A 12,212-nucleotide genomic window follows, 5' to 3' on the forward strand; every position below is an offset into this window, starting at 1 on the left:
TGGGGCACCTTGGCCTGTGTTCGTGCTGATCTGTGCGTTCATGGGTGAACGGACTTATCTATTTCAGCATCTCTGTTCGCTGTTGGCAAGCCGCTATTGCTTCCAATAGGGCGCTCAGCGCTTGGAGCCAGCCGCATGTCCGGCTCCGTCCGTCTGCCCGTCTGCTCGTCTGCCCGTCTGCCGGCAAAACCGATCCAAGCCGATCGCTTCGGCGCGGAGTGGCTTGACCGCATCACCCCGCTGCTGCTTTTCGGCGAGCGTTTGCACCTGCATCTGATCGCGAATCTTCTTCAGCGCCGCCGCCCAGGCTAGTGGATGGGGCTGTGCGGTCTCGGTGTTGCGCGCCTTGGCTGGGGCTGCTGGGTCGTGTGCCGGGTCGCCTGTTGCTGTCAGATGTTGCTGTCAGAGGCGGCCGTCGACGTCCGTGGCTGCGAGGGCCGATTTGACGTCGTAGAGGATCGAGGCGCCAGGAACGCCGAGCGCACGGATGGCCGCTGCGCCGAGTTCGATGAACTCGCGATGGGCGACGGCGAGGATGATGGCGCCATAGGTGCCGGTTGTCCCGGTATTGATGCCGCCGGCGGGCAGCTCGGGCAGGCAGTCGATGCCGAGTTCCTGTTTGGCCTCGGTGCGGTCGACCCAGGGGTCGTAGCAATCGACGCTGAGGGTGTAGTCCTCGAGCGCGCCGATGATGTCGATGACGCGGGTGTTGCGCAGATCGGAGCAGTTTTCCTTGAAGCTGAGCCCAAGGACCAGGATGCGGCTGTGGCTGAGGTCGATGCCTTGTTGAAGCATCAGCTTGACCACGCGCTCGGCGACATGGGCGCCCATGCGGTCGTGCTTGGGGCTTGCGCCGCGGGTTAGGCGGTTGGCTCGGTATCTGGTGCTCGGTTGCCGGGTCCCTGGCCTGGGTCCCGGCTTCCCGGCCGGGATAACGGACGGGAGGGGGAGGCCGGGACGACAGAGGGCGCGTGGCCGGGTTTAGGGTGGGAGCACGCCTTCGGCCTTGAGGGCAGTGACGATGCGGTGCTGGTCGGCTTCGCTGAGGTCGGCGTGCATGGGCAGGCTCATGACCTCACGGGCGAGCTGTTGTGCAACGGGGGTGCAGTCTGGGCAGCAGCGGTGGCGGTAGGCTGGCTGCTGGTTGAGCGGCACCGGATAGTGCACGGCGCTGGGGATGCCCTGCTCCTTGAGCTGGGCTTGCAGGCGGTCGCGGTCTTGGACCCTGAGCGTGTATTGGGCGAAGACGCTGGTGCGGTCTGGCTTGGGCCAGGGCAGCGGCGCGGCGCCTGGGGTCTCGGTGCCAAGCAGGTCATGGTAGCGCTGGGCGACGGCTTGGCGTTGGGCGATCTCGTGCTCGAAGCGCGGCAGCTTGGCCAGCACGATGGCGGCTTGCAGGGTGTCCATGCGCCCGCCGACGCCGATGCGGCTGTGCTGGTAGGGGGCACTTTGGCCGTGCACGCGGATCTCGCGGCAGGTTTGGGCGAGGCGGTCGTCGTTGGTGAAGATGGCGCCGCCGTCGCCGTAGCAGCCCAGCGGCTTGCTGGGGAAGAAGCTGGTGCAGCCGAGGGTGCTGAGGTTGCCGCTGCGCTTGCCCTGATAGCTGGCGCCGAAGCTTTGGGCGGCGTCTTCGATGACCGGGAGGTGGCCGTGGCACGCAGCGATGGCGTTGATGCTGTCCATGTCCGCGGGCTGGCCGTAGAGGCTGACGGGCAGGATGGCCTTGGTCTGATCGGTAATCTTGGCTTCGATGAGCGAGGCATCGATGTTGGCGGTGTCAGGCTCGATGTCGACGAAGATCGGGGTGGCGCCGAGCAGGACGATGACCTCGACGGTGGCGATGAAGCTGAAGGGCGTGGTGATAACCTCGTCGCCGGGGCCGATGTCGAGCGCCATGAGGCTGATGAGCAGGGCCTCGGTGCCACTGGCGACGCTGATGCAGTGTTGGGCTCCGGTGAAGGTGGCGAGGCGTTGTTCGAGCTCGCCTACTTCGGGGCCGAGGATGTATTGGCCGTGGTGGAGGACGCGATGGATCTGCTGCTCGAGCGCGGGGCGAATGGCGTCTTGTTGGGTTTTGAGGTCGACGAAGTCGATTGGAGCCGGCTCGGTTCGGGGGTTGCGTTGCCGCTCGATAAGGGTTTCGGGTGTCAGGGCGCGGTCTGAGTAACGGGCGAGCATGCCGCAATCGCGTGTGAGCAGGTTTGCGGTGCCTTCGGCGAAGCGGTCCAGTGCGTGATAGAGCTGGGCGTCTTCGGGGTCGGCTTCGGCGAACAGGGGGCCTTCTGCCGAGAGAGACGCGAGCCATTGATAACCGGCCGTGATGCGTTCAAGCAGCGCACGGGCCTGAGCACGCGCGGCCGTGCCGGTCAGTGTCTCGCCGTTGTCGTGCGCTTTGCCGCGCAGTTCTGAGGCAACGACATATTCGAGTGTCTGCACCGATCCGGTGTAGACCCAGAGGGAGGCACCACTGGCCTCGGCCAACGCGAGCGCGAGGCGGGTGTTTGCGGAACCGGCGCGTTCGACGCAGAGATCAACAACGATGTTGACATCGAGCAGGAGCTGTTTCACGGCATCCGCCCTTGCTCGGCGCGCGAGGCATTGCGCAGCTCAACGGCGGCCCAGCGTTGTTGGGCTTCTTCTGAATCGGCATCCGCAGTTGCACTTGCCGGCAACGCCTCCCGCCTGGCCTGCTCGGCGATTGCGGTCATGCGTTGGACTTTGTCGCGGATCTCGGCTGGAAAGTCTGCAAGCTCATAGGTCGGCAGGGTGGGCGCTTGGGCGTCGATGATCTCTTGGTCTGGGATCTCAACGCGCACGCGTAGCCGCTGATGCTTGAGCGTGACGGGACGCTGAAATTCGAGTCGGCCTTGGTCGTAGATGGCTTCGATGTGCATGTTCGGGCCTAATGCGCTAATACTCGAGTGGCAGCGAGACTGTACCGCCATCGCGCGCGGAGAGGTAGGCGGCGATCAGCTGCAGGGTGGCGTTGCGCCGGCCTCGTCGCAGGCCTTGACCATGTGCACGCCTTCGGCCTTGGCCTCAGCGATCAGCTGCTCCAGCTCGGCCTTGAGGGCGTCGTATTCGGCCTGTTTGCGCTTGAGGAAGCGCACGGTGATGCGGGCCTTGGCGTCGATGCCCTCTGGGGTGAGCAGATAGGCGTAGGCCAGCTTGTTCTTACTGGTGCGGAAGTGTTCGGCCTTGACCAGGCCGCGCGCGATGAGGGCGCGCAGGCAGTAGTTGGTCTTGCCCAGGCTGATGCCGAGCGCGCGCGCTAATTGGCGTTGGCTCAGGCGCGGGTTGGCCTGCAGCTGGCGCAGGGCCTGGAAGGTGAGGTCTTCGGTCACCTGTGGGAATTGGGCCTGGGCGGGCTTTGGTTTGCTGGACGTGACCCGTCCCTGGCCTGGGTCCCGGCTTCCCGGCCGGGACGACGTGTCATGAACGTTGGGCCATAGCTGCCGCACTGCCCCAACCGATCCGTTTGGGACATGGGCTGGTGCTGGGGCACCTTGGCCTGTGTTCGTGCTGACCTGTGCGTTCATGGGTGAACGGACTTGCCTATTTCAGCATCTCTGTTCGCTGTTGGCAAGCGGCTAGTGCTTCCAATCGGGCGCTCAGCGCTTGGAGTCAGCCGCTTGTCCGGCTCCGTCCGTCTGCCCGTCTGCCCATCTGCCGGCAAAACCGATCCAAGCCGATCGCTTCGGCGAGGAGTGGCTTGACGACATCACCCTGCTGCTGCTTTTGGGCGAGCGTTTGCACCTGCATCTGATCGCGAATCTTCTTCGGCGCCGCCGCCCAGTCTTCGTGCGTCAGAGGGTCGGCAGCGCTCGCGGCGCTCAACACATTGATGCCGACGACGTAGCGCTTCTAATAAATGCTGTTCAAACCCGCCGCTGCGAGTTGGTCACAAACGCCTGCCCGCTTAGCGGCCCGTTGTACCGACTCTCGTTAAGGAACTGCAGCAGCGCTTTGATACCTGCCGGATCGTCAGGCATCGCGACTTTGCCGGCCTGAAGCTCAACGTTCAGCCCCGTTGCGCGCGCGCTCTGTTGGATGAATGTCGGCTGGTAGTTGTCGAGTACGCCGTCCTCGATCACTGCGTGGATCAGCTTCCGGCACCTAAGACTAGCTGTTCAAGACGCCGATTTTCTTATCATTTCTTTACTACAGAATTAGTCTTTAGAGCGCTTCACGAACTGCCCGGGCGGCAGCATGACCGGCACCGAAAAACGAATCCGATTGGTCGTAGTGGTCGTACCAGTGCGCTTTCCCGACGTCTTCAAGTTGAAGTACGGGACGCTCAGCTGGAATCCACCGCTCGCCTCACCGGTACTCGTGACTTCGACCCCCGCTTCGAATTCAATCACCGGAATGGATAGTGGTGTATGCGCTTTCTGGAGAGCGATCCGCTGGGCGCTGCCTTCGGGATTGATCGTCGCCTCCGACTCGGCCAGATCCTGCTGCGCCTTTTCAACCCCCCCGGACAACGCTACAGAGGGCTTCCGCAACGAAAGTCTGTAGCGATATACCCTGCGGCTTCGTTTTCTTCATCGAATGTACTCTGGTCAAGTAGGCTTCGGATTCCTTCTAAAGCCTGCGCTTCCTGTGCGGTGTTGAAGGCGATCACGGGGCACCAATCAGAGGGGAACGGGGCTGTGCCGTGGTTCTAAGGCTCGACGCCTAGTCGTCAAGATCACTGAAAGAATCCGGCCAAAGTTGGGAGCCGTGCAATACGCGAAGGACGCGCACTTCCTTATCGCCAACGCAATAGGCCATCAGGAAGGGCGTGCGTTGAACAACCAATTCACGGGTTCCCTCCACTCGACCTTGGCGACCCATCTCTGGAAAATCCTTCAATAAAGCCGCTTGCTTGGCGATTTCGCGGTCGCAGTGAACAGCCGCCACCGGTTTCTCGAGCGCTATAAAATCAAAGAGTTGCGCGCGATCCTCGATCGCAAAAGGCGACCAGACCAGCCTCACCCGAGCCCCTTCTTATCAGCCTCAGCGCGCTTCGCCGCAAACAATGCCTCGACCTCTTCGTGCGGTATGCCCGGGCGTGGATCATGCATGGCATCCAACACTTTCGCGCGAAACCATGCGTCGTATTCCTCGCGATTCACCGTCAGTTCGATGGGTAGACGGCCTTCGTTCGCGATTCGCGTGAGCAAGATCCGCACCGCGTCGGAGACCGTGAGCCCGAGCCCATCCAGCACCACAGCGGCACGGTCTTTCACCGACCGCTCGATCCGCGTTTGCACCAATGCATTACTCGCCGACATGTCAAAACTCCAACTTCGGTCACAGACCAAGAGTGTAGTGCATCTGCATGACAGCTGTCACTGGGACCAGGTCTTGAAGTGTTTGAGATGAAGGTGAGTGAACATGTTGCGTGCAGGCATGCGCCGCTTGTGCATAAACCCGCTGATACTGCTCCGCCACCACCGGCGCCGCAAACCGCTCCACCGCCCGCTCGCCCGCCTGCTTACCCAGCCGCCCGCTCTCGCGCAGCGCCAGCACCCAGGCGATGCCGCGTGCCGGGTCATCGGTGATGAAATAGGCTTGATCGGTCGCTTGCGAATTGAGCGGTCAGTCGATCAGGCCGTCGGCCTGCGCCTCGGCAAGTAGCTGCTTCAGTCGCACTGGGGGATGTCCAGTCCTTCGGCTTGCGCCTCGGCAAGCAGCTGCTCTAGCTCGAGCTTGAGGGCGTCGTATTCGGCCTGTTTGCGCTTGAGGAAGCGCACGGTGATGCGGGCCTTGGCGTCGATGCCTTCTGGGGTGAGCAGATAGGCGTAGGCCAGCTTGTTCTTGCTGGTGCGGAAGTGTTCGGCCTTGACCAGGCCGCGCGCGATGAGGGCGCGCAGGCAGTAGTTGGTCTTGCCCAGGCTGATGCCGAGCGCGCGCGCCAGTTGGCGTTGGCTCAGGCGCGGGTTGGCCTGCAGCTGGCGCAGGGCCTGGAAGGTGAGGTCTTCGGTCACCTGTGGGTTGGACCTGCGCGGGCTTTGGTTTGCTGGACGTGACCCGTCCCTGGCCTAGGTCCCGGCTTCCCGGCCGGGACGACGTGTCATGAACGTTGGGCCATAGCTGCCGCACTGCCCCAATCGATCCGTTTGGGACATGGGCTGGTGCTGGGGCACCTTGGCCTGTGTTCGTACTGACCTGTGCGTTCATGGGTGAACGGACTTCTCTATTTCACCATCCCTGTTCGCTGTTGGCAAGCCGCTAGTGCTTCCAATCGGGTGCTCAGCGCTTGGAGCCGCCCGCATGTCCGGCCTGCCCGTCTGCCGGCCTGCCGGCCTGCCCAGTTTGAATTTCAAGCTCGATCATCGGATGCGTCGCCCGGGCAACCTTGGTCCGATCCATGGTCACCGGCACCTCGCCCGTGCGTTTCAGCCTGAGCCCCTTTCGACGCTCAGCACCCACCTCGCCCAGCTTGTCCACCAACACCTGGTCAAGGCACGCCTGTCCCCGAGATGCATCTCCGAAAGGCCAGCCGATGCTGCTTGTCGCCTGGACGGGCTTTGGTTTGCTGGACGTGATCCGTCCCTGGCCTGGGTCCCGGCTTCCCGGCCGGGACGACGGTCGGCGCTTGTTCGCCTCTGTTTCGCACATTGTTTTGCTGCGAGCTTGCTTTCCCTGCACTGGATTCCGGCTTCCCGGCCGGAATGACAGAGAAAAGGGGCCGGAATGACAGAGAAAAATGGCCGGGATGACGGAGGGGAAGTGGCCGGGATGACAGAGAAAAATGGCCGGAATGACGGAGGGGAAGTGGCCGGGATGCAGAGATCTGCACCATTGATCATCACACCGACCATTATGTCCGGGGGGAGCGGGATTGTTTCGAGAAAGCTATCCGTTGTAAATGCAAAGGGGCCTTTGAAGCCTTCGTTCTTGAGAAACCGGAATCCCAGTTCAACGACATCGACGCCTACGGCCTTCATGGCATCGAGATAGTCGGTAACCAACGGTGTAGGAAAATCCCAGGCGTTGTAGTAGCCGCCGTCGCGAAGGGTACAGTCGAGTAATTTCATGGGAGCCTGTTGTTCACCGCCCGCAGGCTTGCGGCATAATCACTGCGATAAATGGATTGTAAGGTGTCAAACTGATAACCGTGTGCGAAGGGGTTACAGCGCCTGCATGGCCACCAACTTCCCAAACCGCGACTCATCGCAGTCCCTGAGCCCCTCGTAGCTGCCCTGCTCCACCAGCCGCCCCTGGTCGAAGACATACACCTGATCCACATTGCGGATGGTCGACAACCGATGCACGATGAGCACGACGGTGATCTGCTCCTTTAGCTCATCGATGCTCTTTTGGATGGCCCGCTCCGATTCCGAATCCAGCGCACTGGTCGCCTCATCCAGAATCAGCAGGTTGGGCCGGCGGAACAGCTCGCGGGCGATAAATAGCCGCTGGCGCTGCCCGCCGGAGAGGCGCAGGCCCCGGTCGCCGACCAGGGTGTCGTAGCCGTCGGGTAGGGTCTCGATGAAGTGGGCGATGTGCGCCTGGCGGGCAGCCTCGTGGATACGCCGCTCGAGCAGCACGTCCTGTCGGTGATCGCCGGCCCAGAGGCTGATGTTGTTGGCGATGCTGTCGTCGAAGACCACCGTCTCTTGCGACACATAACCGATCTGCTGGCGCCAACTGGCCAACTGGATGGCATCGCCCGGCACGCTATCGATGCATATCTGCCCCCTGCGCGGCTTGAGCATCAGCGTGAGCAGGTCGACCAGGGTGGATTTGCCGGCGCCGGATTCGCCGACGAAGGTTACCGAGTGCCGCACCGGGATCTCGAGGGTGATGTCCTTAAGCACGTCGCCTTGTTGCGGGTCGTAGCTGTAGTGGAGATTCTGCAGGCGGATGCCTTGGCTGAGCGGGCCGATTTGGCGCGTGCCGTCGGGTTCCTGGTGCTGGCGCTGGAGGGCGAATTCCTTGTGGACCACCTCGATGCTGCCGATGTGCTCCAGCGTCCCCTGCCAACCGCCCTGGATTGCGAGCATGGCGTTGAGACCGCGGTAGAACAGCAGGATGGAGACCAGGATGGGCGCGAGCGGCTGCTGCAGATAGACCAGTTGCACCAGCACGATGGCCATGATGAAGACCACGGCGATGGGCTCGCGCACGGCGCCGGTGAAGGCCTGGGCGATGCCGGTGCGGATCTGATAGCCGGTGAGCCGGCCGATGGAGCCGTTGATGCTGTGGCCGAGTTTGGTGTTTTGCCCGGTGGCGGTGAGGTACTTGAAGCCTTGCAGGGTCTGGATGAGTTGCTTGGCCAGATGGCCGCTCTCGGTGGCGGTCTTTCTGGACAGGGTGCGCACATAGCTGTTGAGCTAGCGGAACAGGGCCAGTAACACCACGCCGATGGTCAGGGCCATGAGGCCGAAGCGCCAGGCGACCACGAAGGCCAGCCCGATGTAGACGGTAGCGTTGATGATCTGGGTGCCCAGGCCGGTAAAGTTGTTGAACGACAGCAAGGCCAGATTGATCTGGGCGTTGATCAGGTTGATGAAGCGGCCGGTGTCGCGGCTGGCATAGTAGCTATAGTTCATGCGGCTGTAGGCGTTGAACAGCCGGCCTTGAGCTGGCGCAGCAGTTGCCCGCGCAGATAGGCGTTGAAGCCGAGCGCGCCAAAGGTGAGCGCGCCCTTGACGATGAAGGTGACGGTGATGACCAGCAGCACCGCGACGGTGGCGTTTTGCAGGTCGAAGGTCGCGAGGGCGTTGTTGAGAAACCCGCTGATGCCGCTGAGCTCTGCCGGGGCGGTCTCGGCGCCGTTGGCGTCGAGGGTCTGCAACAGGGGCAGCAGCATCAGGATGCCGACGCCCTCGGCCAGCCCCGCGACCAGGGTGAGCGCGAAGATGAGGTACATGCGCGCGCCCAGATAGGTCTGGAAGATGCGCAGGTAATGGGGGATGTCGCGGGCGGTACTGCTCATGCTCAGGAGAGATCTCGTTAACTCATCACACGCTGCGGTCATAACCGATCAGATGCCGGTCAAACGACCAGATGTAGACGCGGCGGTGCGGATTTTGCGCACATAAACGCTGCCAATCCTGGATGATCGACAGATCGCCCAGGCCACTGCCGCGGCTTGCATGTTCCGGAAAGTCCTGGAGCCAGACCAGAAAATCGGGTTCATCCAGAAAGCGAAGTGGCTTGAAAGGCGATTTTCCCTCAAGCGCCAAGCGCACTTGCTCGACAAAACGCTCAGCACATTGACGGCGCTGTTGGCCATCGCCATTCTGGCCGATGTGGTTGCCCGTCTCCAGCACGGTGGCCATGGGCAAAAAGAGTTCTTCGCTGTTGCTGGCAATCCGTTCGCGAAGTTGCGCAAGCGTTTCCTGATGTCGCTTGGCCTTGATCGGCACATTCAGGATTTCCAAGAACACAGTCGTGTCGACCAAACAGATGGCGCTCATTTGGCGGATGCTGTGTCCCGCGTCAGCGCATCCAGCCAGGACAGCGCGGCCTCTCGGCGCTGTGCCGGGGAGGTTTCATCCTTGAGAAACCGCTCCAGAACCCGTCGCGTCATCAATTGCCCCAGCGGTCCCTGCGCCACCAGTTCGCTGTAACGCTCCAGGTCTGCCAGACGGACCAGGCGGCTGTCGCCAAGTTGCGGGTCGCGGTAACAGCAAAGCACATCGGTCAGGGCGGCATCCGGCAGGGCGTCCAGCAGCGCGGGATTGTGTGAGGTCATCAGCACACGTAGCCAGCGTTGACTGGCCAGGTCGCGGATTTGTCGCACCAGCAGGTCTGCGCGACTGGGATGGACGCCGTTATCGACCTCTTCGATGACCAACAGCGCACCCTGGGGCGCTGACAGCAAGGCGGCGCCGACGGCCAGCACCCGCAATGTGCCATCCGAGAGCAATGGCGCATCCACGAGGCGGCTTTTTTCGCCGAATGTTTCTTCGAGTTGCAACATGACATCTTGTCGCTGCGTCTCGATGAACCGGATGTCGGTAATATCCTGCTCGGGCAGCGAGCGGATGAAATCGAGCAATGCCTGCTTGCTGTCTTTCTGTTGACAGAGTTGATAGAGCACCGCCGAGAGGTTGCTGCCGTTTTCCTTGAGCTGCCGATCGCCAGCGTATTCGTAATCACGCATCTGCGCAGGCCGCGGATCGAGAAAGACGATGGCGCGCAGCGTTTCCCGCAAGACGCGGCTGACGGCTGGTATCCATTGTTGCGCTTCGGAGTGCGCCTGCTGAAAGCGACCGGGGGTTTCCAGTTGATAAAAGACCGCCTGGCGATTGGAGCAAGGGATGTGTGGCTTGGTTCGTCCGCGTCGGAAATTATTGTAGGCGACGCTGATTTCATCACTGTGCGCATTGGGTTCGCTATCGACCCGATACAGCGGGACTTTCTGTTCGGGGTTGGTGATTTGCTCGCCGGTCACGACAAGCTGATCATTCAATTGACCGATGCTGATGGAAAAATCGCACCAGCCTTGAGGGGCATCAGCCAAATGCGCTTCGAGTTGGAACGGCGCTGTGGCATCCCGGAACAGGTCTCGCGCCTGCCCCCGGACGACCGCATCACCGCCCTGGATATCGCGCTCGATATCGTCCAGGCGCTTGCCTTTGGCCAACCAGTTGAGCAGCCGAATGCCTTCGATCGCGTTGCTCTTTCCCGAGGCATTGGGGCCGATCAGAAAGGTCAGCGGGGCCAGCGTCAGCTTCGCCTGCCGATAACTCTTGAAATTGGTCAGTTGAATGGATGTCAACATGAAGTGGGCCTGCAATGACGGTGCACAGGTCGGTGAGGCCAATCGACCGCTGGCGCTGCACGCTTTTCGGCCATCTCAGGTTATCCGGATCCCGGAGATGACATCAGCGGCCTGCTCCCGTGTCAACTGCGGCCCCATCGGCAGACTCAGCACCTCACCTCGACCGCCATGCGCGTTGCGATGGGATAGCGGCGATCATCGTACCCGGCGTCGGCGTAACAGGGCTGCCGGTGCGGCGGGATGGGGTAATGGATCAGGCTGCCGATGCCGGCCTCGGTGAGTTGGCGCTGCAGGGCGTCGCGTTGCGGGTGTCCGATCACGAACAGGTGCCAGACGGGTTCGGCCCATTCGGGCACGACCGGCAGGATCAGCGGGCTGTCGGCCAAGCCTTGCAGGTAGGCTTGGGCAAGGCCGCGGCGGCGGTCGTTCCAGGCGTCCAGGTGGCGCAGCTTGACGCCGAGAAAGGCGGCCTGCAGCGGGTCGAGCCGGCTGTTGCAGCCCTGCGCCTGGTTGACGTATTTCTCGCGCGAGCCGTAGTTGCGCAGCAGCCGCAGGCGCTCGGCCAGGTCGGCGTTGTCGGTGGTGACGGCGCCGCCATCGCCGAAGGCGCCGAGGTTCTTGCCCGGATAGAAGCTCCAGGCGACGGCATCGCCGTGCGCGCCGATGCGCTGGCCCTTGTAGCGTGCGCCGTGGGCCTGGGCGGCATCTTCGATGACCTTGAGCCCATGCCGCCGGGCGATGGCCAAGATGGGATCGAGATCGGCGGGCTGGCCGAAGGGGTGCACCGGGATGATGGCGCGGGTGCGCGGGGTGATGGCCGCCTCGATGCGCGCAGGATCGATGTTGTAGGTGGCCTCGATGGGCTCCACCGGCACGGGCGTGGCTCCGGCGTGGGAGACGGCGAGCCAGGTGGCGATGTATGTGTTGGAGGGCACGATGACCTCGTCGCCGGGGCCGATGTCGCAGGCGCACAGGGCCAGTTGCAGGGCATCGAGCCCGCTGGCGACGCCGATGCCGTGGGCGGCCTGACAGTAGGCGGCGAAGTCGGCCTCAAAGTGCTCGACTTCCTCGCCGAGGATGTACCAGCCGGAGGCCATGACGCGCTGGTAGGCGGCGTCGAGCTCGTCTTTCAGCTCGCGGTAGGCCGCGCCGAGGTCAGGGAAAGGAATACTCATTCAGCGCCCCAGCGTGCACGCATGAACTCGACGTAGTCACGGTAGTATTGTTCCGCCGGGACTAATCCAGACGGAGGAGCCGCCTATTTCCAGTATCTGGCGGCTTCTTGGTGTCCGGATCACAGCAGTCGGGACAATAGTCGATTTCGTCGTAGCGATTGGAGGCCAGCACCTTGCAGACCGATCCGCCGGGTGACCACGGGTGATTGCTCACCCGTGGTTCCCACAGATCCGGACGTGCGGAATTCCCGCATCCGGCTCCTCAGTTGAGCAGTCGCTACACAACAATCGTTGCACACCCATCGGACAAAAGC

General features: G+C 62.6%; 18 protein-coding genes. 1 reads left to right on the forward strand and 17 read right to left on the reverse strand.

The window, feature by feature from the left end; translation table 11 throughout:
* Window positions 1-135 precede the first annotated feature (135 nt).
* Window positions 136-312, forward strand: a complete 177-nt coding sequence (locus CKO40_RS22615; RefSeq protein ID WP_200348721.1) for a hypothetical protein — start codon at window positions 136-138, stop codon at window positions 310-312.
* Between the two features lie 90 nt (window positions 313-402).
* On the opposite strand, the gene CKO40_RS22620 is transcribed toward CKO40_RS22615, so the two are convergent.
* The 17 genes from CKO40_RS22620 to CKO40_RS22690 all read right to left on the reverse strand — a co-directional run bounded on the left by CKO40_RS22620 (window position 403) and on the right by CKO40_RS22690 (window position 11,898).
* A complete protein-coding gene (locus CKO40_RS22620) occupies window positions 403-831 on the reverse strand; it encodes a UDP binding domain-containing protein (protein ID WP_200348722.1) in 429 nt (142 codons plus the stop codon).
* 150 nt (window positions 832-981) lie between these two features.
* The gene (locus CKO40_RS22625; RefSeq protein ID WP_338074248.1) at window positions 982-2,568 is read right to left on the reverse strand and encodes a DegT/DnrJ/EryC1/StrS family aminotransferase; all 1,587 of its coding nucleotides are present in this window, start codon (window positions 2,566-2,568) and stop codon (window positions 982-984) included.
* The gene (locus CKO40_RS22630; RefSeq protein WP_200348723.1) at window positions 2,565-2,894 is read right to left on the reverse strand and encodes a hypothetical protein; all 330 of its coding nucleotides are present in this window, start codon (window positions 2,892-2,894) and stop codon (window positions 2,565-2,567) included. Before CKO40_RS22630 ends, CKO40_RS22625 begins: the two co-directional genes overlap by 4 nt.
* A 75-nt stretch (window positions 2,895-2,969) precedes the next feature.
* Complete coding sequence (locus CKO40_RS24710; RefSeq protein ID WP_338074249.1) at window positions 2,970-3,344, reverse strand: MarR family EPS-associated transcriptional regulator; 375 nt, start codon at window positions 3,342-3,344, stop codon at window positions 2,970-2,972.
* A gap of 534 nt (window positions 3,345-3,878) precedes the next feature.
* A complete protein-coding gene (locus CKO40_RS22640; RefSeq protein ID WP_200348725.1) occupies window positions 3,879-4,094 on the reverse strand; it encodes a hypothetical protein in 216 nt (71 codons plus the stop codon).
* 75 nt (window positions 4,095-4,169) lie between these two features.
* The gene (locus tag CKO40_RS22645) at window positions 4,170-4,505 is read right to left on the reverse strand and encodes a trypco2 family protein (protein WP_207173812.1); all 336 of its coding nucleotides are present in this window, start codon (window positions 4,503-4,505) and stop codon (window positions 4,170-4,172) included.
* 172 nt (window positions 4,506-4,677) lie between these two features.
* Window positions 4,678-4,977, reverse strand: a complete 300-nt coding sequence (locus tag CKO40_RS22650; protein WP_338074250.1) for a type II toxin-antitoxin system RelE/ParE family toxin — start codon at window positions 4,975-4,977, stop codon at window positions 4,678-4,680.
* Window positions 4,974-5,276 (reverse strand): type II toxin-antitoxin system RelB family antitoxin, encoded by a 303-nt coding sequence (gene relB, locus CKO40_RS22655; protein ID WP_200348727.1) that lies wholly within the window; start codon window positions 5,274-5,276, stop codon window positions 4,974-4,976. The genes CKO40_RS22650 and relB overlap by 4 nt, the downstream gene beginning before the upstream one ends.
* 19 nt (window positions 5,277-5,295) lie before the next feature.
* A complete protein-coding gene (locus CKO40_RS22660; RefSeq protein ID WP_200348728.1) occupies window positions 5,296-5,514 on the reverse strand; it encodes a hypothetical protein in 219 nt (72 codons plus the stop codon).
* Between the two features lie 113 nt (window positions 5,515-5,627).
* Entirely contained in the window at window positions 5,628-5,972 is a 345-nt protein-coding gene (locus CKO40_RS22665) for a MarR family EPS-associated transcriptional regulator (RefSeq protein WP_200348729.1), read from the reverse strand.
* 265 nt (window positions 5,973-6,237) lie between these two features.
* On the reverse strand, window positions 6,238-6,435 hold the full coding sequence (locus CKO40_RS22670; protein WP_200348730.1) for a hypothetical protein: 198 nt from the start codon (window positions 6,433-6,435) through the stop codon (window positions 6,238-6,240).
* Window positions 6,436-7,118: 683 nt separating this feature from the next.
* Entirely contained in the window at window positions 7,119-8,312 is a 1,194-nt protein-coding gene (locus tag CKO40_RS22675; RefSeq protein ID WP_338074251.1) for an ABC transporter ATP-binding protein, read from the reverse strand.
* Between the two features lie 12 nt (window positions 8,313-8,324).
* Window positions 8,325-8,543, reverse strand: coding sequence for a hypothetical protein (locus tag CKO40_RS24715; RefSeq protein WP_242477271.1), 219 nt, complete (start codon window positions 8,541-8,543; stop codon window positions 8,325-8,327).
* On the reverse strand, window positions 8,540-8,929 hold the full coding sequence (locus tag CKO40_RS24720; RefSeq protein ID WP_242477272.1) for a hypothetical protein: 390 nt from the start codon (window positions 8,927-8,929) through the stop codon (window positions 8,540-8,542). Before CKO40_RS24720 ends, CKO40_RS24715 begins: the two co-directional genes overlap by 4 nt.
* Window positions 8,930-8,954: 25 nt before the next feature.
* Window positions 8,955-9,413 carry a PIN domain-containing protein gene (locus CKO40_RS22680; RefSeq protein WP_200348731.1) on the reverse strand — a complete coding sequence of 153 codons (459 nt, stop codon included), beginning with the start codon at window positions 9,411-9,413 and terminating at the stop codon, window positions 8,955-8,957.
* A complete protein-coding gene (locus CKO40_RS22685; protein ID WP_200348732.1) occupies window positions 9,410-10,723 on the reverse strand; it encodes an AAA family ATPase in 1,314 nt (437 codons plus the stop codon). Before CKO40_RS22685 ends, CKO40_RS22680 begins: the two co-directional genes overlap by 4 nt.
* A gap of 146 nt (window positions 10,724-10,869) precedes the next feature.
* Complete coding sequence (locus CKO40_RS22690; RefSeq protein WP_276570853.1) at window positions 10,870-11,898, reverse strand: DegT/DnrJ/EryC1/StrS family aminotransferase; 1,029 nt, start codon at window positions 11,896-11,898, stop codon at window positions 10,870-10,872.
* Window positions 11,899-12,212: the final 314 nt, after the last annotated feature.

It is taken from the genome of Halochromatium glycolicum (assembly GCF_016584085.1).
In the GTDB taxonomy this organism is placed as follows: domain Bacteria; phylum Pseudomonadota; class Gammaproteobacteria; order Chromatiales; family Chromatiaceae; genus Lamprobacter; species Lamprobacter glycolicus.